Origin of the sequence: Rubellimicrobium mesophilum DSM 19309, assembly GCF_000600335.2 — a bacterium.
Lineage (GTDB): Bacteria > Pseudomonadota > Alphaproteobacteria > Rhodobacterales > Rhodobacteraceae > Rubellimicrobium > Rubellimicrobium mesophilum.
Window position 1 is genome coordinate 21,523 of the sequence record NZ_KK088555.1, and the last position, 19,693, is coordinate 41,215.

A 19,693-nucleotide genomic window follows, 5' to 3' on the forward strand; every position below is an offset into this window, starting at 1 on the left:
CGGGTGCGAGATTTCTCGACCCGTTAACGGTTTCTCAACCTTTCTGGGCCATGGTGAGCCTGTCCCTGGGTCGCCGCCCGGCGGGGTAGGGGAAGCTGCGTCCTCGGCCCGCGCTGCGAGGGGGGCCCGTCCTAGCCGAGCGAATACCCCGCGCCGCGCACCGTCCGCAGGGGGTCCTCGCCGCCCTCGGCCATGAGCGCCTTGCGGAGGCGACCGACATGGACGTCCACCGTGCGGGTGTCCACGTAGATGTCGCGGCCCCAGACGCGGTCGAGGAGCTGCTCGCGCGACCAGACGCGGCCGGGGCGCTCCATCAGCGTGGCGAGGAGCCGGAACTCGGTGGGGCCGAGCTTCAGGGGCTGGCCGCCGCGCGTGACGCGGTGGGTCTCGGGGTCGAGGTGGATGTCCTGCCATTCCAGCACCTGCCCGGCCGCCGAGGCGCGCACGCGGCGGAGCTGGGCGCGCACGCGGGCGAGGAGCTCGGCCACGGCGTAGGGCTTGGTCACGTAGTCGTCCGCCCCGATCTCCAGCCCCCGCACGCGGTCCACCTCCTCGGAGCGGGCCGAGAGCATGATGACGGGGAGGCCCCGCGTCTCGGGCCGGGCGCGCAGGCGGCGGCAGACCTCGATGCCCGAGACGCCGGGCAGCATCCAGTCGAGCACCAGCACGTCGGGCGGGTCGTCCTGCACGGCCGCGAGCCCCTCGTCGCCGCTCGCGGCCTGCGTCACGCGGAAGCCCTCGGCCTCGAGGTTGTAGGCCAGCATCTCGCGCTGGGCGGGCTCGTCCTCCACCAGCAGCACATGGGGCGCGAGGGGGGCGCGGGCAGAGGCCATGGCGTCCCCGCCGCTCAGGCGCCGTTCGCGCCGGGGCTGCCCATGAAGGCGGTGCGGTCGCCCTTGGGCCTCTCGTCCTGGGGCTTCTCGCCGGTGACGAGGTAGATCACCTGCTCGGCCATGTTGGTCACGAGGTCGCCCATCCGCTCCAGGTTCTTGGCGATGAAGTGGAGGTGCATGGACGGCGTGATGGTGCGCGGGTCCTCGAGCATGAAGGTCAGGATCTCGCGGAAGAGCGCGTTGTACATCTGGTCCACGCCCTCGTCGCGGGTGAGCACGTCCCGCGCCAGCTCGGCGTCGCGACGCACGAAGGCGTCGAGCGTGTCGCGCAGCATTCCCTGCACCTCGCGCGCCATGCGCTTGAGGCTCGCGTCGGCGCCGCCGAGGCCGGGGCTCTCGGCCAGGACGGTGACGCGCTTGGCGATGTTCTTGGCGTAGTCGCCCACCCGCTCCAGCGAGGCCGAGAGGCGCAGCACCGACAGCAGCACGCGGAGGTCGCGGGCCATGGGCGCGCGGAGCGCGATGATGCGGGCGACCTCGTCGTTGAGGCTCTCCTCCAGGGCGTCGATCACCTTGTCGCCCTGGCGCACCCGCTCGGCCGCCTCGACGTCGCGGGCGGTCAGCGCGTCGGTCCCCTTGAGGATTGCGTCCTCCACGAGGCCACCCATCTTGAGGACATGGGCCTGGATCGCCTCGAGGTCGCGGTCGTAGGCGCGCAGGATGTGCTGGTCGTTCATGGGGCGCTCCTCAGCCGATCCGGCCGGAGATGTAGGACTCGGTCCGCGGGTCCCGGGGGTTGGTGAAGATCTGGCCGGTCTCGCCGTATTCGACGAGGTGGCCCAGGTGGAAGAAGGCGGTGCGCTGGCTCACCCGCGCGGCCTGCTGCATGGAGTGGGTGACGATCACCACCGAGTAGTTCTGCCGCAGCTCGTCGATCAGCTCCTCGACCTGCGCCGTGGCGATGGGGTCGAGCGCCGAGCAGGGCTCGTCCATCAGCAGGACCTCGGGCTCGGTGGCGACGGCGCGGGCGATGCAGAGCCGCTGCTGCTGGCCCCCCGAGAGGCCGGTGCCGGGGGCGTTGAGGCGGTCCTTGGCCTCGTTCCAGAGCGCGGCGCGGCGGAGCGCCTTCTCGACGATGGCGTCCATGTCGGCGCGGGAGCGGGCGAGGCCGTGGATGCGGGGGCCGTAGGCCACGTTCTCGTAGATGGACTTCGGGAAGGGGTTCGGCTTCTGGAACACCATGCCGACCTTGGCGCGGAGCTGCACCGGGTCCACGCGCGGGTCGTATATGTCCTGGCCGTCGAGCTCGATCCGGCCCGTGACGCGGGCCGAGGGGATCGTGTCGTTCATCCGGTTCAGGCAGCGCAGGAAGGTGGACTTGCCGCAGCCCGAGGGGCCGATGAAGGCCGTCACGCGCCGGTCGCCGATCTCCACCGACACGTCCTTGAGCGCATGGGCCGCGCCGTAGTGGACGTTCACGCCCTTCGCCGAAATCTTGGTCTCGTCCACGGCTTGGGCCCTTTCGAACAGTCGCAGGTCGTTCATGGGATATATCCTTTCACCAGCGCCGTTCGAAGCGGCGGCGCACCAGCACGGCCGCGAGGTTCATCAGGAGCAGGAACACGAGGAGCACGATGATTCCCCCCCAGGCGCGCTCGTAGAAGGCGGGATCGGCGCGCTTGGCCCATTCGTAGATCTGGGCGGGCATGGCCGAGTTGGGGGAGACGAAGCCGTCCAGCACCCCGTCCGGCGGGTTCGAGGCGACGAAGCCCACCATGCCGATGAGGAGGAGCGGCGCCGTCTCGCCGAGCGCGCGGGCCATGCCGATGATAGTGCCGGTCATGATCCCCGGGATCGCGAGCGGCAGGACGTGGTGGAACACCGCCTGCATCCGCGAGGCGCCCACGCCCAGCGCCGCGTCGCGGATCGAGGGGGGCACGGCCTTGAGGCTCGCGCGCGTCACGATGATGATCGTGGGCAGCGTCATCAGCGTGAGGACGAGGCCCCCCACCAGCGGAGCCGAGGTCGGCAGGCCCGCGAACTGGATGAAGGCCACGAGGCCCAGGATGCCGAAGACGATGGACGGCACGGCCGCGAGGTTGGCGATGTTGACCTCGATGAAGTCGGTGAAGCGGTTCTTGGGCGCGAACTCCTCGAGGTAGATCGAGGCGGCGACCCCGATGGGGAGCGAGAGCCCCAGCACCACCAGCATCATGTAGAGCGAGCCCAGCATGGCGATGCCGATGCCCGCCGCCTCGGGCCGCTTCTCCGAGGCGTCGGCGCCGAGGACGAAGGCGGGATTGAACCCCCGCGTCAGGTCGCCGTCGGCGATCAGCGCGTCGGCCACGTCGAGATGCGCGGGCGAGAGATTCCTGTCGTCCGCGAGGCTCTCGCGCGTGACGCGGCCCTTGACGTAGCCGTCCACCCGCGAGGCGGCGAGGACGTCGAAGGTGACCGTCCGGCCGATCAGCGAAGGATCCGCGAGCACCGCGTCCCGGACCTGGGCGGCGGCCCCGGAGGACAGCAGGTCCGCGAGGTCGCCGGGCTCGAGCTCGGTCGCGATGCCCTCCTCGGCGACGAGGCGGGCCATCGCCGCCTCGAGGAGGTCCTCGTAGCCGAAGGTCGACACCTTGGCCAAGGCGGCGGGGTCGCGGGTGCCCTCGGGGTCGAGCTCGGATTCGGTGAGCTCCACGGGCAACGCGAGGCGCGTCTGCGTGAAGGCGCCGAGGCCGTTCCAGAGGATCGAGGCGAGGAGGATCGCGAGGAAGGCGAGGCCCGCGAGGAGCGCGCCCAGCCCGTAGGCCCGGAAGCGGGCCTCGGCGCGGTTGCGGGCGCGCGTGCGGGCGTCGGTCTCGAGGATCGAGCGGGCGGGGCGGTGGACGGGGATGGACCCGGCGGGCCCGTTCGCGGGGAGGTCGGTCATTCGTACTGCTCCCGGTAGCGGCGCACGATCCAGAGCGCGAGGACGTTGAGCGCCAGCGTCACCACGAAGAGCGTCATGCCCAGCGCGAAGGCGACGAGCGCTTCGGGCGAGTTGAAGTCGGAGTCGCCGGTGAGCTGGCTCACGATCTTGGCGGTGATCGTGGTCATCGCGTCGAAGGGGTTGAGCGAGAGCCGCGCCGCCGCCCCGGCCCCCAGGACCACGATCATCGTCTCGCCGATGGCACGCGAGGCCGCGAGGAGGATCGCGCCCATGATGCCGGGCAGCGCGGCGGGGATGACCACCTGCCTGATGGTCTCGGACGGCGTGGCACCGAGGCCCAGGGAGCCGTCCCGTATCGCCTGGGGCACGGCGTTGATGATGTCGTCCGAGAGCGAGGAGACGAAGGGGATCAGCATGATCCCCATCACGAGCCCCGCCGTGATGACCGCCGTGCCGCCCTGCATGATGCCGAGGCCCCCGTCGCCGAAGACGACGAGGAGCGCCGGCCCCACGGTCAGGAGCGCGAAGAGGCCGTAGACGATGGAGGGGATCCCCGCGAGGACCTCGAGCATCGGCTTGGCCCAGGCGCGGACGCGCGGGCTCGCGTATTCGGAGAGGTAGATCGCGGACAGCAGCCCGAGCGGCACGGCCACGAGGAGCGAGATGGCCGAGATGTAGAGCGTGCCCCAGACCAGCGGCAGGATGCCGAGCTCGGAGCCGCCGCCGAACGAGGGGCTCCAGGTCGTGCCGAAGAAGAAGTCCGTGGCGGGGTAGAGCCCGAAGAACTTGATGGTGTTGGAGATGAGCGCGAGGACGATGCCGACCGTGGTGGCGATGGCCACCAGCGCGGCGGCGACGAGGAGCCCGAGGACGCCCCGCTCGACCTCGTTGCGGGCGCGCAGGGCCGAGGTGGTACGCCGGATCGTCCAGGCGGCGGCGCCCAGCGCAATGGCGAGCACGAGGACGGTCATGAGCCAGTCGGACCGGGCGGCGAGCACGTCGTAGCGGGCGGCGGCGGCGAGGGTGGCGGGCGAGACGTCCTGCCCCAGCGCGATGCCGACCTCGCCCAGCCGCTCGCGCAGGCCCTCGGGCGCGACGGTCGAGACATCCACGCCCAGGCGGACGAGGCCTTCGGCGACCCGGCGCACGTCGCCCATCAGGAGCGAGACCTCGCCCTCCCCGGCGCCGAGGAGCGGCACCACCATGGCGCCGATGACCCGGGGCGCGGCGAAGGACCAGAGCGCGAGGACCAGGAGGGAGGGGATCAGCACCGCCATGGCCACGTTCCAGCCGTAGGCGGCCGGAAGGGAGTGCAGGACGCGGATGTTGCCGCCGGCCGAGACGAGGGCGCGGCGGCGCCCGAGGCCGTAGCCCAGCGCGGCGATCAGGAGGACGAGGAGGAGGAGCCAGCCAGCGGGCATGGGATCGGTCCGGAAGGAGGACGGGCCGGCGCGTGGTGGCGCGCCGGCCCCGGGAGGGTCAGGTCAGTTGGTCGGGGCCGCCATCACGGCCTCGTCGGCGACGGCCGCCTGCGTCGCGGCGAGCTCGGGGTCCGAGACCAGGCCGTATTCTGCGAGCGGGCCGCCCTCGCCGGCGACGTCGTCGGAGACGAAGAACTCGACGAACTCCTGCAGGCCGGGGATGACGCCGACATGGGCCTTCTTCACGTAGAAGAAGAGCGGGCGCGAGACCGGGTACTCGCCCGAGGAGACGGTCTCGGTCGAGGGGGTCACGCCCGACATGGTCGCGACCTGCAGCTTGTCGGTGTTGTTCTCGTAGAAGGCGAGGCCGAAGACGCCGATGGCATCGGGGTTCGCCTCGAGGCGGGCCAGCGTCTCGTTGTAGTCGCCGTCGATGTCGTTCGACAGGCCGTCGGTGCGGAGAGCCGCGCAGGACTCGGTCACCGCGTCCTCGTCCTGGCCGGTGGCCGCGAAGGCCTCCTTGGCACCCGACGCCTCGCAGCCCGCATCGATCACCTTCTGCTCGAAGACCTCGCGGGTGCCGTGCTTGGTGCCCGGGATGAAGGCCAGGATCTCCTGATCGGGCAGGCTGGGGTCGATCTGCGACCAGTTGGTGTAGGGATTGGCGACGAGCTGGCCATCCTGCACGACCTCGGCGGCCAGCGCGTCGTACCACTGCTCGGGCGTGAAGGCGAAGGCGGGACCGTCCTTCCGGCTCGCGAAGACGATGCCGTCGTAGCCGATGCGGACCTCCTCGATGTCGGTCACGCCGTTCCGCTGGCAGGACTCGAACTCGGAGGCCTTCATCGGGCGCGAGGCGTTGGCGATGTCGATCTGGTCCTCGCCCACGCCCCCGCAGAAGCGGGCGATCCCCGCCCCCGTGCCGCCGCCCTCGACCACCGGGGTCGGGAAGTCGAAGTTGTCGCCGAAGGCCTCGGCCACGATGGTGGCGTAGGGCAGCACCGTCGAGGACCCGGCGACCTGGATGTTGTCCCGCGCAAGCGCCGGCGTGGCGGCGATCATCAGCGCGAGGGCGGTGGCCGGATGTTTCACATGAAACATGGAGAAGCTCCTGGGTTGGTCCTGTGGGCCGACGCGCCGCCGGCCCTCGGTGCCCCCGCTAAGGGCGGTCGGCAATGCTTCTGTGACGGTTGTGTAATAGTTTGATGACAGTCCTCGGCCAGAGCGCGGACCCTCGTCGCCGTGACGCCGCGTCCGCAGCCTGGGCTCTGGCGGAAAACCCGACTGCTGCGGCCCGCCCCGGCGATGCTATGCCCCGGGCCGAGAGGATCCGAGGGGATGACGGTCATGGGGTGGACGCGACGGGCCTTCCTGCTGGGCGCGGGCGGGGTCGTGGGGGCGGTGGGGACGCGGGCGCTGACGGCGCCGTCGCTGCAGGGCGCAGGCCTGATCGTGCCGCGCGAGGGCGAGGGGTTGCTCAACGACGCCTCGCTCCTCTCCGAGACCCCCGTCGCGCGGCACGTCACCCTGCGCGAGGACCCGGGCGAGGCCTTGGTCGCCGCGCTCCGGGCCGAGCTGCGGGCGGCCCAGGCAGAGAGGCGCCCCGTCAACGTCGGCGCGGCGCGACATTCGATGGGCGGCCACGCGATCCCGCGCGGCGGCCACGCCATCACCTACGAGTCCGGCTGGATCGAGCCCGACCGCGAGACCCGCGCGATGCGCGTCCATGCGGGCGCGCGCTGGCGCGAGGTGATCGCGGCGCTCGACCCGCTTGGGCTCTCGCCCAAGGTCATGCAGTCCAACAACGACTTCGGCGTCGCGGCGACCTTCTCGGTGAACGCCCATGGCTGGCCCACCGCCTTCGGACCCATGGGGTCCACGGTGCGGAGCCTCCGCCTGGTCCTCGCCGATGGCAGCCTGGTGACCGCCTCGCGCAGGGAGAACCCGGACCTCTTCGCCGCCGCGATGGGAGGCTACGGGCTGATCGGCCTCGTCACCGAGATGGAGGTGGAGGTCGAGCCGAACCTGCTCCTCGAGCCCCGCTTCCGCGAGTTGCCGGCCGCCGACTTCGCGGCCGCCTTCGCCGAGGCGGCGCGCGCGGTGCCGATGGCTTACGGACGGCTCAGCGTGGACCGGGAAAGGTTCTTCGAGGACGCGCTCCTCGTGACCTATGCCCCCGTCGAGGGCGAGCTCCCGGCCGCCGAGGGGTCGGGCCTCGTGAGCCGCGCCTCGCGGCCGATCTTCCGCGCGCAGGTCGGCTCGGACTGGGTCAAGCGGCGGCGCTGGTGGATCGAGACGGAGCTGGGGCCGCGCCTCGCCGGGACCGCCACGCGCAACTCGCTCCTCAACGAGCCGGTGGCGACGCTCGACGACCGCGACCCCTCGCGCACCGACATCCTGCACGAGTACTTCGTGGCGCCCGACCGCTACGGCGACTTCCTGACGGCGGCGCGGCAGATCATCCCGGCGAGCTATCAGGAGCTCCTCAACATCACCCTCCGCTGGGTCGAGCAGGACCCCGACTCGCTCCTCGCCTACGCGCCCGACGGGCCGCGCATCGCCTCGGTGCTGCTCTTCAGCCAGGAGATGACCGCGCGGGCCGAGGCCGACATGGCGCGGATCACGCGCGAGATGATCGACGCCGTGACGGCCATCGGCGGGACCTACTACCTGCCCTATCGGCCTCATGCGACCCGCGAGCAGTTCCGCCGCGCCTACCCCCGCTGGGAGGAGTTCGTGGCGCTCAAGCGCCGGGCGGACCCGGGGCTGCGGCTGCGGAACGGGTTCTGGGACAACTACCTGGCGGAGGCCTGAGATGCAGCCCCTTCCCACCAGCAGACGCTTCGGTCTCCATCGAGCGATGGCGCTGGGCTACTTCCTCGTCCTCGCGGGGGTCGCCGCGCTCAACTACGTCCCTGGTATCCCGCGCCCGGACGGCGCGGTCTTCGGCATCTTCGCGCTCGACGTCTACGACGACGCGTTGCACCTCGCCTCGGCGCTCTGGGCGCTGGCGGCGGCGCTGATCTCGGCGCGCGCAGCGCGGCTGTTCCTCCTCCTCTTCGGGGCGGCCTACCTCCTCGACGGGCTCATGGGGCTGACGCTCGGGTCGGGCTACCTCGACCTCGGCATCCTGAACACCGGCATCCAGGACCTGCCGCTGACCTTCCGCATCCTCGCCAACCTGCCCCACATCGCCCTGGGCGGCATCGCCCTGGCCACCGGCCTCCGGCGCGGCCGACGCGAGGCGCTACGGTGAGCACCCTCCTGCGCTGGGCGGGCCGGCTCCTCCTCGCCCTCCTCCTCGTCGCGATCGCCCTGCTCTCCCCCGTGGCCTATGTCGAGCTCGCCTGCCGTGGCACGCCCGTCGCCGACGGCTACGAACCGATCCTGCCGCCCGAGCACCGGCGGCCCGAGTCGGCCACGCTGCTCACCTACCCCGAATGGCACATCGTCCACGCCTACGAGGACTACGCCGAGGTCATCCGCACCGGCGACCCGCAGGACTTCGGATACCTCTCCGCCATCGGCGGATTCTGGTCCTCCTATTGCGCGCTGAGCCGCGCCACCGCCGCCCACGGCGGGGCCGACCGCGACTACCGGACCATGGTGGACGTGATCGGCGTGAGCTTCACGGCCGAGCTCCTCCTGAAGGCAGGCTACGAGGAGACCCTGGGCCGTATCGCCACCTGGGTTCGCGGCGAGGGGCGGACCCCGCTGGACGGCCTGTCCGCTCGGCAGGCCGCGGACTACGCCGCGTTCCTCCAGCAGGTGCCCTGGTACCGCTGGGACTTCCTCAGGTCGGCCACGGAGCTGGACGACGCCGCGACGGCGGCCTTCCGCGACCGCGAGCGGGACCTGGCGCTCGGGCTCGAATACCGCGCCAAGGCAGCCTATGCCCAAGCCATCGCCGCCGCCGTGGCCGCGACCGGAAACGACGAGCTCACCATGCGCAGCATCGTCGCAGGCCTCTCGCCGGAGGACCTCGGCCGAATCGAGGGCGTGACCGTCATCGGCGAGCGCCCCGAGGGCATCGAGATCGAGACCCCGCGCTACGCCGCCTTCACCGAGGTCGCCCGGACCCTTGCCACCCAAGGCGCCGACTTCGTGGAGATCGCCGGCAACGACGACATCCTCGTCACCTCCATCGCCGCCTCGCCGCCCCCGGACGGTCCGACAGTGATCGCCGCCCTGCCCCGACAGGGGAGTCCCGGCGTCCGCCTCCTGCGGCTCGTCGAGGTCACCGATCTCGCCCAGGTCCTTCGCGACGACGGCCCCATCGTCGAGCACATCCATGACTATTAGGGCCCGCCACCTGCTGATCGGCGTGCCGCTGCTGCTCCTCGGCTGGATCGCCGTCCTCGCGCTGACGATGCGGCTCGGCGGCCCCGCGCCGGCCGCCCTCGTGGTGCTCCCGCCCGAAGGGTTCCTGCGCGCGCTGCCACCGGAGGTCAGCGTCACTTCCCGCAACATCCTGGGCCTCACGGCCACGGGTGGCCCGGGCCTCGTGGCCGAGCTCTATGCCGCCGGCGCGCCGCTGGTGCTGCCGGCGGGGCTCGCCTCCTGCCTCCGGCTCTGAACGTCGCGAAGCTGCGGCAGGACCTTCCCACCAAAGGCCTCGATGAAGTCCTCCTGGTTGCGCCCGACATTGTGCAGGTAGAATTCCTCGAACCCCAGCTCGCGATAGCGGCCGATCCATTCGACGTGCCGGTCGAGGCTCGACGAGACGAGGAGCGACTCCGCCATGTCCTCGGGCCGGACGTGCTTCGTGGCCGTATCGAACTGCTCCGGGCTCCGGAGCTCCCAGTTCACCTCGCCGCCGAGCACGTTGTAGCGCCACTGCTCATGTGCGCCCCGGAGCGCCGCGTCCTCGCTCTCGGCCCAGCTCAGGCCCACTTGCATCACGAGCTTCTTGCCCTCGCCTCCCCCGCGCCGGAAGGCCTCGACCACCTTGCGGACCTGCCCGGGCTCGCCGCTCGTGGTCAGGAGCCCGTCGGCCCAGCCGCCCACGAACCCGGCTGTCTCCTCGGTCACGGCGGCGCCGAGGATCGGGGGCGGTGTCGCGGGGCGGGAGTAGAGCTTCGCGTCGACCACCGTCACGCGACCATGGTGGGACACCGCGTCGCCGTTCAGCAGCGCCCGGATGATCCCGGCGCACTCCTCCAGGCGCGCGTTCCGCTCCGATTTCTCGGGCCAGGGCAGGCCCGTGATGTCCTCGTTGAGCCGCTGTCCGCTCCCTAGCGCCAGCCAGAAGCGGCCGGGGAACATCTCGGCCAGCGTCGCCGCCGCCTGGGCCGCGACGGCGGGATGGTAGCGGTAGCCCGGCGCGGTGATCGAGCCCACGGGGAAGCTCGTCCGTGCCAGCGCCGCGCCCAGCCAGGACCAGGCGAAGCCCGACTGCCCCTGCGACGGCCCCCAGGGGCGGAAATGGTCCGAGCACTTCGCCGCGTCGAACCCCGCCTCCTCCGCGATCCGGACGAGGCCCAGGAGCTCGGAGGGCGGGAACTGCTCGTGCGAGGCGTGGTAGCCGAAGCGGGGCATGGCGGTCCTCCTGTGGAGCGGAGAAACCGGCCTACATAGCGGAGGTTCCTTGGCCGCGCCGGAGCCCACGAACGGCAACGGCCAGACCCGGGGGTCTGGCCGCCTCCGAAGGTCCCGAGGCCCCCCTCACACGTCGAGGGTATTGTCGCGTTCCCATTGGGTGAAGTGGGAGCAGTAGCGGTTCCACTCGTCGGTCTTGAGCTTGAGGTAGGCGGAGGAGAAGGCCTCGCCCATCATGGCCTTGAGGGTGGGGTCCTGGTCGTAGGCGCGCAGGGCGTCGAGGAGGTTGAGGGGGAGCTTGGGCGCCCCCTGGACGGTGTGGCCGTCCTTGTACATGTCGATGTCGTGGCGCGGGCCCGGGTCGGCCTTGGTGCGCACGCCGTCGAGGCCGGCGGCGAGGATGACGGCCTGCATGAGGTAGGGGTTGGCGGCGCCGTCGGGGAGGCGGAGCTCGAAGCGGCCCGGGCCGGGGACGCGCACCATGTGGGTGCGGTTGTTGCCGGTCCAGGTCACCGAGTTGGGGGCCCAGGTGGCGCCCGAGGTGGTGCGGGGCGCGTTGATGCGCTTGTAGCTGTTCACCGTGGGGTTGGTGATCGCGGCCAAGGCCGAGGCGTGGGTCATGATGCCGCCCAGGAAGTGCCGGCCCGGCTCGGAGAGGCCGAGCTCGCGGGCGGGGTCGGCGAAGGCGTTGCGCTTGCCGTCGAGGTCCCAGACCGAGATGTGGGCGTGGCAGCCCGAGCCGGTGAGGCCGGGGAAGGGCTTGGGCATGAAGGTGGCGCGCAGGCCGTGCTTCTCGGCGATGCTGCGCATCATGAACTTGAAGAAGCTGTGCTTGTCGGCGGTCTTGAGGACGTCGTCGTACTTCCAGTTCATCTCGAACTGGCCCACCGCGTCCTCGTGGTCGTTCTGGTAGGCCTCCCAGCCCAGCTGGAGCATGTAGTCGCAGACCTCGGCGATGACGTCGTAGCGCCGCATCACCGCGTTCTGGTCGTAGCAGGGCTTCACCGCGGTATCAAAGGGGTCGGAGATCTGCTGGCCGTCGGCGGTGAGCAGGAAGAACTCGGGCTCCACCCCGGTCTTGACCCGCAGCCCCTCGCGGGCGGCCTCGTCGATGAGCCGGCGCAGGACGTTGCGGGGCGCCTGCTCCACCAGCTCGCCCTCCATGGTGGCGGTGGCGGCGACCCAGGCCACCTCGGGCTTCCAGGGGAGCTGGATCACCGAGGACGGGTCGGGGATCGCCATCAGGTCGGCGTGCGCCGGGGTGAGGTCGAGCCAGGTGGCGAAGCCGGCGAAGCCCGCCCCCTCGACCGCCATGTCGGCGATGGCCTGCGCCGGGACCAGCTTGGCGCGCTGGCCCCCGAACAGGTCGGTGTAGGAGATCATGAAGTACTTGACGCCGTGGGCGCGGGCGAACTCGGCGAGGTCGATGACGGCCTCCTCGGCCTCCCACGGCCCCTTGTGCAGATCCTGGAACACGGTGGCTGACTCCCTGTGTGCTTGGCCGGGGGCCCCGGTTCGGCCGGGGCTCCCCCTGAAGGTTGGGTCGATGCGGGACGGCCCCGCGGGCGTCAATACGGCGCCGCCCCGCGCCCGGGGATCCAGCTCGTGCCCGCGAGCGGCACCCCGGCCATGGCGGCGGCCTCGATGGTGAGCGCGCAGAGGTCCTCGGGCTCGAGGTTGTGCAGGTGCGACTTGCCGCAGGCGCGGGCGATGGTCTGCGCCTCCAGCGTCATCACGCGCAGGTAGTTCTTCAGGCGCCGCCCGCCCAGGACCGGGTCGAAGCGGCCGAAGAGCTCGGGGTCCTGCGTGGTGATGCCCGCCGGGTCGCGGCCCTCGTGCCAGTCGTCGTAGGCGCCCGCCGTGGTGCCGAGGCGGCGGTACTCGGCCTCGAGCGAGGGGTCGTTGTCGCCCAGCGCGACCAGCGCCGCCGTGCCGATCGCCACCGCGTCGGCGCCCAAGGCCAGCGCCTTGGCCACGTCCGCCCCCGAGCGGATGCCGCCCGAGACGATGAGCTGCACCTCGCGGTGCAGCCCGAGGTCCTGCAGCGCCTTCACCGCCTGCGGGATGCAGGCCAGCGTCGGCTGGCCCACGTGCTCGATGAACACGTCCTGCGTGGCCGCGGTGCCGCCCTGCATGCCGTCCACCACGACGACGTCGGCGCCGGCCTTCACGGCGAGCGCGGTGTCGTAGTAGGGCCGCGCGCCGCCCACCTTGACGTAGATCGGCTTCTGCCAGTCGGTGATCTCGCGGATCTCCAGGATCTTGATCTCGAGGTCGTCGGGCCCGGTCCAGTCCGGGTGCCGGCAGGCCGAGCGCTGGTCGATGCCCTTGGGGAGGTTGCGCATCTCCGCCACCCGGTCGGAGATCTTCTGGCCGAGCAGCATGCCGCCGCCGCCGGGCTTGGCGCCCTGCCCCACCACCACCTCGATGGCGTCGGCGCGGCGCAGGTCGTCGGGGTTCATGCCGTAGCGCGAGGGCAGCACCTGGTACACCAGCGTCCGCGAGTGCCCGCGCTCCTCCTCGGTCATGCCGCCGTCGCCCGTCGTGGTCGAGGTCCCCGCCTCGCTCGCGCCCCGCCCCAGCGCCTCCTTGGCCGGGCCCGAGAGCGAGCCGAAGCTCATGCCGGCGATGGTGACCGGGATGTCGAGGTGGATCGGCTGCTTGGCGTGCCGGGTGCCCAGCCAGACGTCGGTCGCGCACTTCTCGCGGTAGCCCTCGAGCGGGTAGCGCGAGATCGAGGCGCCGAGGAACAGGAGGTCGTCGAAGTGCGGCAGCTTCCGCTTCGAGCCGCCGCCGCGGATGTCGTAGATGCCGGTGGCGGCCGCGCGCCGGATCTCGGCGTTCTGGTCGTTCGAGAAGGTCGCGGACTGCTTGGGGGGCGTGCGCAGGAACTCGGTCATGGATCAGACCTCAGTAGGACGACGCGTTGTCGACGTGGAAGGTGTAGAGCCGCCGGGCCGAGCCGTAGCGGCGGAACTGCGAGGGGTCGGCCTTGCCCTCGGCGAGGCCGCGCCGCAGCAGGTCCTCGAGGAGCGCGTGGTGCTCGGGCCGCATCTCCTTCTCGACGCAGTCGGCGCCCAGGGACTTCACCGAGCCGCGCACGAACAGCCGCGCCTCGTAGAGCGAGTCGCCCAGGGAGTCGCCGGCGTCGCCCAGCACCACCAGGTTGCCGGACTGCGCCATGAAGGCCGACATGTGGCCGATGCTCCCGTGCACCACGATGTCGATGCCCTTCATCGAGATGCCGCAGCGCGAGGAGGCGTTGCCCTTGATGACCAAAAGCCCGCCGCGGCCCGTGGCGCCGGCGTACTGGCTGGCGTCGCCCTCGACGATGACGGTCCCCGACATCATGTTCTCGGCCACCCCCGGCCCGGCCGAGCCGTCGATGCGGATCGTGGCCTGCTTGTTCATGCCCCCGCAGTAGTAGCCGGTGGTGCCGCGCACGGTGACGTCGAGGGGCGCGTCGAGCCCCACGGCGATGGCGTGCGCCCCCTTGGTGTTGACGATCTCCCAGACCGTCTGGTTGGTGGGCTGGCCCTTGAGCGCGTGCAGCGTCTCGTTGAGGGCCCTCAGCCCCCGGGCGGCCAGGTCGAAGGTCTGGACGCTCTCGGCGTCGAGGCGGTTGGCGGTGGCGTGCAGCATCGGCGTTCCCTGTTGGCGAGCCGCGGGCCCTCTCCGAGGAGGCCCGTCGGGAGGTTCAGCGTTCCCAGAAGTAGACGGTGGCGGGCTCGGGCTCCCAGACGCGGGCCGCCTCGATCCCCGGCAGCCCCACCATGGCCCGGTACTCCGAGCCGAAGGCCACGTACTGGTCGGTCTCGGCCATCACCGCGGGCTTGCAGGCGATGGGGTCGCGCACCACCCCGAAGCCGTTCCTCGTCCCCACCACGAAGGTGAAGAAGCCGTCGAGGTCCCGGAGCGTGCCCTCCATCGCCTCCCCGAGCCCCGCGCCCTCCTCCATCCGGTGGCTCAGATAGGCCGCCGCCACCTCGGTGTCGTTCTCGGTCTCGAAGCGCATCCCCGCGCGCCTCAGCCCGCGCCGCACCGCGTTGTGGTTCGACAGGCTCCCGTTGTGCACCAGGCACTGGTCGGCGCCCGTCGAGAACGGGTGCGCCCCCGCCGTCGTCACCGCCGACTCGGTCGCCATCCGCGTGTGGCCGATGCCGTGCGTCCCCGCCATCCGCGCGATCTCGAAGCGCGCCGCCACGTCACGGGGCAGACCCACCTCCTTGTAGATCTCGATCCCCTCGCCCGCGCTCATCACCTTGAGCCCCGGGCGCAAGGCCCGCACCGCCTCGCGCGCCGCCGCCAGACGGTCCGCCTCCACCTCGATCACCGCATGCGTGTCCTTGACCTCCAGCCCCACATGGCCGCCGACCTCGGCCCTGAGGTCGCGATCGAGACCCGCGAAGTCCGCCTCCGGATCCGCCGACTGCACCGTCAGCTTGCCCCGCCCCGCCTGCCCCCGCCCGTAGATCGCGATCCCGGCGCTGTCCGGCCCCCGGTCCGTCATGGTGATCAGCATGTCCGCCAGCATCTCCCCCAGATGCGGCTCCAGACGCGCATCCTTCAGGAACAGCCCCACGATCCCGCACATCTCCCCGGACCTCCTCTCCAGCCCGCCGGTCCCAGCCCCGGCCCCCCAGTCTCAACCACTGTGAAACTTTTTTAACCAGGGGGCAAGAGGAAGATGAAGATCACCGTGACGTGATGCCGCAGCGCGGCAGAGGATTTCCTTGACGTGGGGTTGGGCCGGGTTTCTTCTCAGGCAAAAAAGTTGACCGGGAGAACCTCGGCTCATCAACAAGGAGGAGGATGGGATGCCGGCATCGGATCCGAGAATCGACACCATGCACCGACGGGACGTCGGCATCGCATGGGCCTTCGTCATCGGCTTGTGGTTTGCGATCTTGTTCGTGTTCTGGGCGGTCTGGGACATCGCGCCCTCGGGTCCGGCCCGGACGCTTCTCATGGTCGGGGGCATCGTGGTCCTGGCCTTCAACACCGCCGCCATCATGGCGATGCTGGCCCATTACCGCGAGGACCGGGACTTCATGTACGGCCTGGACCTCAAGTTCCTCGACGAACTCCGGAACGGGAGGAGGTGAGGATGGCCCGCTACCAACCACCCAAGCAGTCGAAGCTCGGGCAGATCCTCGACGTGATCGTGCTCCTCGTGCTGACGGTCGCCGCGCTCTACCTCCCGCTCTACATGGGCCTCGCCGGCAGCGCGGCCGCGCCCCATCCCCAGGACAACCCGACCTGGGAGAGCCTCGGCCAGAACGCCACCATGGTCGAGCGCTGGAATCTGCTGGGCTACGCCGATCCGGCCTCGGCCCAGGACGTCATCACCTCGCGCTTCGACTACTCCTTCAGCGTGGTCAGCCTCGTCGTCATGGTCGTGGTCCTGGTCGGCTACTTCGCGATGATGCTGCGGCTGAGCGAGAAGGAATATCGCGAGGTCATCGCCGAGAAGTTCGGAAGGGAGTGAGACCGTGGATTTCTGGACCTTGCTGGAATACGCGGCCTGGGCGCTCTCGGCGCTCTTCGCCGTGCTGATCGTGACGGACTGGATCCGCACCGACTCGACCTACTCCGAGGACGTCCTGATGTCCTCGCGCGAGGGCGAGCTCGAGGCGATGACCGAGGAGCACCGGCTGTGACGCAGCAGATGACGGACATCACCTCCCCCGTCGCCGATGGGATGGTGCACGCGACCAAGGTGGGCCTCGCGCGCGTCCTCGGCCCCGCCCATGTCTGGGCGCTGGGCGTCGGCATCGTGCTCGTGGGCGAGTACATGGGCTGGAACTTCGGCGTGGCGAAGGGCGGCGCCTATGCGGCGCTCATCGCCTGCTGGTTCGCGGGGATCCTCTACACCTGCGTGGCCATGATCGACTCGGAGGTGACCTCCACGGTCGCCGCCGCCGGAGGCCAGTACACGCAGGCCAAGCACATCATCGGGCCGCTCATGGCCTTCAACGTGGGGCTCTACCTCGTCTTCGCCTACACGATGCTCGAGGCCGGGGAACGCCATCACCGTGGGCTTCCTCGTCGAGACCGTCGCCGGGATGACCGGGCACACGGGGCTGGACGTGCGGGCCTTCATCGTGCTGGCGATCATGTTCCTCGCCTGGCTGAACTACCGCGGCGTGCTGGCGACGCTGAACTTCAGCCTCGTGATCACGGCGGTGGCCTTCGTGGCCGTCATCACCCTGTTCCTCGGCACCCGTCCCTGGAGCGACGCCTCGCCCCTCGCTCATGGGACGCTGGCCGCGCCGCTGCCCTACGGCTGGCTCGGCATCCTGGCGGCGATGCATTTCGGGCTCTGGTACTACCTCGGCATCGAGGGCACAACGCAGGCGGCCGAGGAGGTGCGCTCGCCGGCCCGCTCGCTGCCCTTCGGCACGCTGACGGGCATCATGACGCTCATAATCGCGGCGACGCTGACGTGGTACGTCTGCGTGGGCCTCATGCCCTGGGAGTACCTCGGCCAGTCGGGCGTGCCGCTCTTCGACGCGGCGCGGATGACGGGCTCGACGGCGCTGATGGTGTTCCTCGGGATCGGGACGCTCTTCGCGACGCTGGCCTCGGCCAACGGTTGCATCAACGACGCCTCGCGGGCCTGGTTCTCGATGGGCCGCGACCACTACCTGCCGCAGTGGTTCGGGGCGGTGCACCCGGTCTACCGGACGCCCTACCGCTCGATCGTCTTCCTCGTTCCCATCGCGCTCATCTTCGCGCTGGGGGCGCCGCTCGACCAGGTCATCACCTTCTCGATCCTGTCGGGCCTTCTGGGCTACACCTTCATGCCCATCAACATGACCCTGTTCCGGCGCAAGTGGCCGCTGGACACGATCAAGCGGGGCTACGTGCACCCCTTCCACCCGATCCCGGCCATCGTGCTCATCACGCTCTGCGCGATCACCTACTTCGCGGTGTTCCTGGGCTACGGGACGCAGCTCATCGCCATGGTGAGCTTCTACATCGTGGCCTCGCTCTGGTTCCACTTCCGGCGCTACAAGTTCGTCAAGCGCTCCGACCAGTTCACGATGCCCTGGCCCAAGCCGCGCGGCTACTGAACCCGAAGGGGGCCCCTCCGGGGGCCCTCTCCGCCTGAAGGGGACCACCCGTGGACGACATCGCCCTCCTCCTCGTCGCCGCGCTGGGCCTAGGCATCCTCGGCTGGCAGGCCCGCCGGCTGTCGCGCGCCTCGGCCGCGCGGCGGGCGGCCCGCGCGGGGTTCCTCGACGCCTGCGCCACTCTCCTCTCCGACACCCGCAAGCGGGTGGAGCCCGACGGCTTCCCGCGCCTCGCCGGCGCCTCGGGGGGCGCCCGCTTCGACCTCCGCGTGGTGCCCGACACCCTGACGACCCGCAAGCTCCCCGCCCTCTGGCTGCTCGTCACGCTGACCGAGCCCCTGCCGCTGCCCGCGACCTGGCACCTGATGCTGCGCCCCCGGGGGACCGAGACCTTCTCCGCCTTCGATCGCCTGCCCCACATCCTGCCCCCGCAGCCCGGCCTGCCGGAGGACAGCCAGATCCGCACGGATTCGGGCGGCACGCCCCCGCCCGTCCTGGCCGAGATCGTCGCACGCCTGGGCGAGGACCGCCTCAAGGAGGTCGTCCTCTCGCCCAAGGGCCTGCGAATCACCTGGCTCGCCGAGGAGGCGAATCGCGGCCGCTACCTGATCTTCCGGGACGCTGAGATGGGGCTGGAGCCGCTGCCGCCCGACACCCTGGCGCCGCTCCTCGACGCCCTCCTCGACCTGCGCGCGGGCCTCCAGCCGGAACGGCGCCGCGCATGAAGCCCCTGCCTCCGCCCCTGGTCCTCGCCGTCGCGCTCGTCCTGCCCGGCATGGGGCAGGTGCTGAACCGCCAGCCGACGCGCGGCCTGATCTTCGCGTTCTTCACGCTCCTCCTCGGCGCCTTCACGCTGGTCACGGCGGACCCGGGCGTCTCCTGGGTCGGCAAGCTCTCGGGCGGCCTCTTCGTGCACGCCCTCGCCGTGCTCGACGCCTACAAGCACGCCCGCATCCGCACCGAGCTCCTCAACTCTGCGGGTAGGAGATGACGGAGAGGTATCGGGCGGGGAGTTGGTTGAGCTCTTCGGGGCCGTGGCGGGCGTCGGCGTCGAAGAGGAGGCTGTCGCCGGGTTTCAGGTGGAAGAGCTGGTCGCCGTGGCGGTAGGTGACCTCGCCCTCGAGCATGTAGAGGAGCTCGATGCCGTCGTGCTGGAAGGTGGGGAAGGTGTCGGACTGCCCGGTGAGGGTGATGAGGTAGGGCTCGACGACGACGCCGGAGGTGTTGGAGCCGATGTGGCCCAGCAGGTGGTACTGGTGGCCGGCCCGGGTGCCGCGGCGCTCGATCTCGAGGTGCTCGCCGGCGCGCACGTGCTGGACCTCGCGGCGCTCCTCGTAGCGGCGGAAGAAGGCGGTGAGGGGGGCGGAGAGCGCGTGGCTCAGGATCTGCAGGGTGGTGAGCGAGGGCGAGGTGAGGCCGTTCTCGATCTTGGAGAGCATGCCGATGGAAAGGCCGGTGGCCTGGGCGAGGTCGGCCACGGTCATGCCCTGGCTGCGGCGGAAGGTGCGCACCTCGCGGCCGATGGCGGTCTCGAGGTTGCGCTCCGCGAGTTCGCGGACGCGGTGGGGGTCCTGGGTCAGCCCCGGCTTCTGGCGCGCGGGGGCCGGGGCGGCGTCCTCGGGCTCGGGCTCGTGGTCCTGGGGCATGGCGCTCGGCGCTCTCCGGCCGTATGTTTCTTCGCATGAAACATGTCGCCACTCCGGCCGAGGTGTCAAGGCCAGCGGCCCGTCAGCTCGCTTCGCCGACCCGCGCCGCTCGGAGGCGGCGCTGCGGCTCCTCGCGCGCCAGGGCGTGACGCTGGGCGGCTTCTCGGGCGGGGTCTTCCCGCTCATGCGCGCGCAGGCCATGGGCCGGCATCGCCCCTCGGTGCACTGGTGCTACGAGGGGCCCTGACCCGAAGCA

23 protein-coding genes are annotated in these 19,693 nt (G+C 71.0%); 11 read left to right on the forward strand and 12 right to left on the reverse strand.

The features are described from left to right. Positions 1-131 precede the first annotated feature (131 nt). The 6 genes from phoB to RUMESO_RS04485 all read right to left on the reverse strand — a co-directional run bounded on the left by phoB (position 132) and on the right by RUMESO_RS04485 (position 6,278). The gene (phoB, locus tag RUMESO_RS04460) at positions 132-833 is read right to left on the reverse strand and encodes a phosphate regulon transcriptional regulator PhoB (RefSeq protein WP_037278391.1); all 702 of its coding nucleotides are present in this window, start codon (positions 831-833) and stop codon (positions 132-134) included. A gap of 14 nt (positions 834-847) precedes the next feature. Then, positions 848-1,570, reverse strand: a complete 723-nt coding sequence (phoU, locus tag RUMESO_RS04465; RefSeq protein WP_037278392.1) for a phosphate signaling complex protein PhoU — start codon at positions 1,568-1,570, stop codon at positions 848-850. A 10-nt stretch (positions 1,571-1,580) separates the two neighbouring features. After that, positions 1,581-2,378, reverse strand: coding sequence for a phosphate ABC transporter ATP-binding protein PstB (pstB, locus tag RUMESO_RS04470; RefSeq protein WP_051521019.1), 798 nt, complete (start codon positions 2,376-2,378; stop codon positions 1,581-1,583). A 13-nt stretch (positions 2,379-2,391) separates the two neighbouring features. Beyond that, the gene (gene pstA, locus RUMESO_RS04475) at positions 2,392-3,756 is read right to left on the reverse strand and encodes a phosphate ABC transporter permease PstA (protein WP_051521020.1); all 1,365 of its coding nucleotides are present in this window, start codon (positions 3,754-3,756) and stop codon (positions 2,392-2,394) included. Next, a complete protein-coding gene (gene pstC / locus RUMESO_RS04480; RefSeq protein WP_037278393.1) occupies positions 3,753-5,177 on the reverse strand; it encodes a phosphate ABC transporter permease subunit PstC in 1,425 nt (474 codons plus the stop codon). Before pstC ends, pstA begins: the two co-directional genes overlap by 4 nt. Positions 5,178-5,240: 63 nt before the next feature. After that, positions 5,241-6,278, reverse strand: coding sequence for a substrate-binding domain-containing protein (locus tag RUMESO_RS04485; protein WP_037278394.1), 1,038 nt, complete (start codon positions 6,276-6,278; stop codon positions 5,241-5,243). Between the two features lie 237 nt (positions 6,279-6,515). Here RUMESO_RS04485 and RUMESO_RS04490 point away from each other — a divergent pair, with 237 nt between their 5' ends. The 4 genes from RUMESO_RS04490 to RUMESO_RS04505 are packed head-to-tail and all read left to right on the forward strand — an operon-like array spanning position 6,516 to position 9,753. Beyond that, positions 6,516-7,991 (forward strand): FAD-binding oxidoreductase, encoded by a 1,476-nt coding sequence (locus RUMESO_RS04490; protein WP_156362686.1) that lies wholly within the window; start codon positions 6,516-6,518, stop codon positions 7,989-7,991. A gap of 1 nt (position 7,992) precedes the next feature. Beyond that, on the forward strand, positions 7,993-8,433 hold the full coding sequence (locus RUMESO_RS04495; protein ID WP_037278396.1) for a DUF4383 domain-containing protein: 441 nt from the start codon (positions 7,993-7,995) through the stop codon (positions 8,431-8,433). Continuing rightward, positions 8,430-9,479, forward strand: coding sequence for a hypothetical protein (locus tag RUMESO_RS04500; protein ID WP_037278397.1), 1,050 nt, complete (start codon positions 8,430-8,432; stop codon positions 9,477-9,479). Before RUMESO_RS04495 ends, RUMESO_RS04500 begins: the two co-directional genes overlap by 4 nt. Beyond that, positions 9,469-9,753 carry a hypothetical protein gene (locus tag RUMESO_RS04505; RefSeq protein WP_037278398.1) on the forward strand — a complete coding sequence of 95 codons (285 nt, stop codon included), beginning with the start codon at positions 9,469-9,471 and terminating at the stop codon, positions 9,751-9,753. The genes RUMESO_RS04500 and RUMESO_RS04505 overlap by 11 nt, the downstream gene beginning before the upstream one ends. Here the strand turns inward: RUMESO_RS04505 and RUMESO_RS04510 are convergent. The 5 genes from RUMESO_RS04510 to RUMESO_RS04530 form a co-directional block, all read right to left on the reverse strand. Then, positions 9,693-10,715 carry a TIGR03885 family FMN-dependent LLM class oxidoreductase gene (locus tag RUMESO_RS04510; protein WP_051521022.1) on the reverse strand — a complete coding sequence of 341 codons (1,023 nt, stop codon included), beginning with the start codon at positions 10,713-10,715 and terminating at the stop codon, positions 9,693-9,695. The two genes, RUMESO_RS04505 and RUMESO_RS04510, sit on opposite strands and share 61 nt — an antisense overlap. A gap of 126 nt (positions 10,716-10,841) precedes the next feature. Next, the gene (gene glnT, locus RUMESO_RS04515) at positions 10,842-12,191 is read right to left on the reverse strand and encodes a type III glutamate--ammonia ligase (protein WP_281177535.1); all 1,350 of its coding nucleotides are present in this window, start codon (positions 12,189-12,191) and stop codon (positions 10,842-10,844) included. 92 nt (positions 12,192-12,283) lie between these two features. Then, a complete protein-coding gene (locus RUMESO_RS04520; RefSeq protein WP_037278399.1) occupies positions 12,284-13,615 on the reverse strand; it encodes an FMN-binding glutamate synthase family protein in 1,332 nt (443 codons plus the stop codon). Positions 13,616-13,625: 10 nt separating this feature from the next. Further along, on the reverse strand, positions 13,626-14,357 hold the full coding sequence (locus RUMESO_RS04525) for a GltB/FmdC/FwdC-like GXGXG domain-containing protein (protein ID WP_051521023.1): 732 nt from the start codon (positions 14,355-14,357) through the stop codon (positions 13,626-13,628). A 55-nt stretch (positions 14,358-14,412) separates the two neighbouring features. After that, on the reverse strand, positions 14,413-15,309 hold the full coding sequence (locus RUMESO_RS04530; RefSeq protein ID WP_037278400.1) for a class II glutamine amidotransferase: 897 nt from the start codon (positions 15,307-15,309) through the stop codon (positions 14,413-14,415). 253 nt (positions 15,310-15,562) lie between these two features. On the opposite strand from RUMESO_RS04530, the gene RUMESO_RS04535 reads away from it, so the two are divergent. From RUMESO_RS04535 to RUMESO_RS04555, 6 genes are all read left to right on the forward strand, one after another. After that, positions 15,563-15,820: a hypothetical protein gene (locus tag RUMESO_RS04535; protein WP_082483363.1), complete on the forward strand. Its 258-nt coding sequence runs from the start codon at positions 15,563-15,565 to the stop codon at positions 15,818-15,820. A gap of 2 nt (positions 15,821-15,822) precedes the next feature. Then, on the forward strand, positions 15,823-16,203 hold the full coding sequence (locus tag RUMESO_RS04540; protein ID WP_037278405.1) for a hypothetical protein: 381 nt from the start codon (positions 15,823-15,825) through the stop codon (positions 16,201-16,203). A gap of 4 nt (positions 16,204-16,207) precedes the next feature. Beyond that, positions 16,208-16,375, forward strand: coding sequence for a hypothetical protein (locus RUMESO_RS25650; protein WP_037278407.1), 168 nt, complete (start codon positions 16,208-16,210; stop codon positions 16,373-16,375). A gap of 375 nt (positions 16,376-16,750) precedes the next feature. Beyond that, a complete protein-coding gene (locus RUMESO_RS04545) occupies positions 16,751-17,791 on the forward strand; it encodes an APC family permease (RefSeq protein ID WP_245639147.1) in 1,041 nt (346 codons plus the stop codon). A gap of 50 nt (positions 17,792-17,841) precedes the next feature. Continuing rightward, the gene (locus tag RUMESO_RS04550; RefSeq protein WP_051521024.1) at positions 17,842-18,516 is read left to right on the forward strand and encodes a hypothetical protein; all 675 of its coding nucleotides are present in this window, start codon (positions 17,842-17,844) and stop codon (positions 18,514-18,516) included. Then, a complete protein-coding gene (locus tag RUMESO_RS04555) occupies positions 18,513-18,782 on the forward strand; it encodes a hypothetical protein (RefSeq protein ID WP_037278408.1) in 270 nt (89 codons plus the stop codon). Before RUMESO_RS04550 ends, RUMESO_RS04555 begins: the two co-directional genes overlap by 4 nt. Here the strand turns inward: RUMESO_RS04555 and RUMESO_RS04560 are convergent. Continuing rightward, positions 18,760-19,437, reverse strand: coding sequence for a helix-turn-helix domain-containing protein (locus RUMESO_RS04560; RefSeq protein ID WP_037278412.1), 678 nt, complete (start codon positions 19,435-19,437; stop codon positions 18,760-18,762). The genes RUMESO_RS04555 and RUMESO_RS04560 overlap by 23 nt on opposite strands. Here RUMESO_RS04560 and RUMESO_RS24920 point away from each other — a divergent pair. After that, positions 19,436-19,684, forward strand: coding sequence for a type 1 glutamine amidotransferase family protein (locus tag RUMESO_RS24920; RefSeq protein ID WP_156362688.1), 249 nt, complete (start codon positions 19,436-19,438; stop codon positions 19,682-19,684). The two genes, RUMESO_RS04560 and RUMESO_RS24920, sit on opposite strands and share 2 nt — an antisense overlap. The last annotated feature ends 9 nt before the right edge of the window (positions 19,685-19,693 follow it).

Excerpts from the sequence above, each read along its gene's own strand:
- phoB (WP_037278391.1), bottom strand. The coding sequence starts at position 833 with ATGGCCTCTGCCCGCGCCCCCCTCGCGCCCCATGTGCTGCTGGTGGAG.
- phoU (WP_037278392.1), bottom strand. The coding sequence starts at position 1,570 with ATGAACGACCAGCACATCCTGCGCGCCTACGACCGCGACCTCGAGGCG.
- pstB (WP_051521019.1), bottom strand. The coding sequence starts at position 2,378 with ATGAACGACCTGCGACTGTTCGAAAGGGCCCAAGCCGTGGACGAGACC.
- pstA (WP_051521020.1), bottom strand. The coding sequence starts at position 3,756 with ATGACCGACCTCCCCGCGAACGGGCCCGCCGGGTCCATCCCCGTCCAC.
- pstC (WP_037278393.1), bottom strand. The coding sequence starts at position 5,177 with ATGCCCGCTGGCTGGCTCCTCCTCCTCGTCCTCCTGATCGCCGCGCTG.
- RUMESO_RS04485 (WP_037278394.1), bottom strand. The coding sequence starts at position 6,278 with ATGTTTCATGTGAAACATCCGGCCACCGCCCTCGCGCTGATGATCGCC.
- RUMESO_RS04490 (WP_156362686.1), top strand. The coding sequence starts at position 6,516 with ATGACGGTCATGGGGTGGACGCGACGGGCCTTCCTGCTGGGCGCGGGC.
- RUMESO_RS04495 (WP_037278396.1), top strand. The coding sequence starts at position 7,993 with ATGCAGCCCCTTCCCACCAGCAGACGCTTCGGTCTCCATCGAGCGATG.
- RUMESO_RS04505 (WP_037278398.1), top strand. The coding sequence starts at position 9,469 with ATGACTATTAGGGCCCGCCACCTGCTGATCGGCGTGCCGCTGCTGCTC.
- RUMESO_RS04510 (WP_051521022.1), bottom strand. The coding sequence starts at position 10,715 with ATGCCCCGCTTCGGCTACCACGCCTCGCACGAGCAGTTCCCGCCCTCC.
- RUMESO_RS04520 (WP_037278399.1), bottom strand. The coding sequence starts at position 13,615 with ATGACCGAGTTCCTGCGCACGCCCCCCAAGCAGTCCGCGACCTTCTCG.
- RUMESO_RS04525 (WP_051521023.1), bottom strand. The coding sequence starts at position 14,357 with ATGCTGCACGCCACCGCCAACCGCCTCGACGCCGAGAGCGTCCAGACC.
- RUMESO_RS04530 (WP_037278400.1), bottom strand. The coding sequence starts at position 15,309 with ATGTGCGGGATCGTGGGGCTGTTCCTGAAGGATGCGCGTCTGGAGCCG.
- RUMESO_RS04535 (WP_082483363.1), top strand. The coding sequence starts at position 15,563 with ATGCACCGACGGGACGTCGGCATCGCATGGGCCTTCGTCATCGGCTTG.
- RUMESO_RS04540 (WP_037278405.1), top strand. The coding sequence starts at position 15,823 with ATGGCCCGCTACCAACCACCCAAGCAGTCGAAGCTCGGGCAGATCCTC.
- RUMESO_RS04555 (WP_037278408.1), top strand. The coding sequence starts at position 18,513 with ATGAAGCCCCTGCCTCCGCCCCTGGTCCTCGCCGTCGCGCTCGTCCTG.
- RUMESO_RS24920 (WP_156362688.1), top strand. The coding sequence starts at position 19,436 with ATGGCGCTCGGCGCTCTCCGGCCGTATGTTTCTTCGCATGAAACATGT.
- RUMESO_RS04560 (WP_037278412.1), bottom strand. The coding sequence starts at position 19,437 with ATGCCCCAGGACCACGAGCCCGAGCCCGAGGACGCCGCCCCGGCCCCC.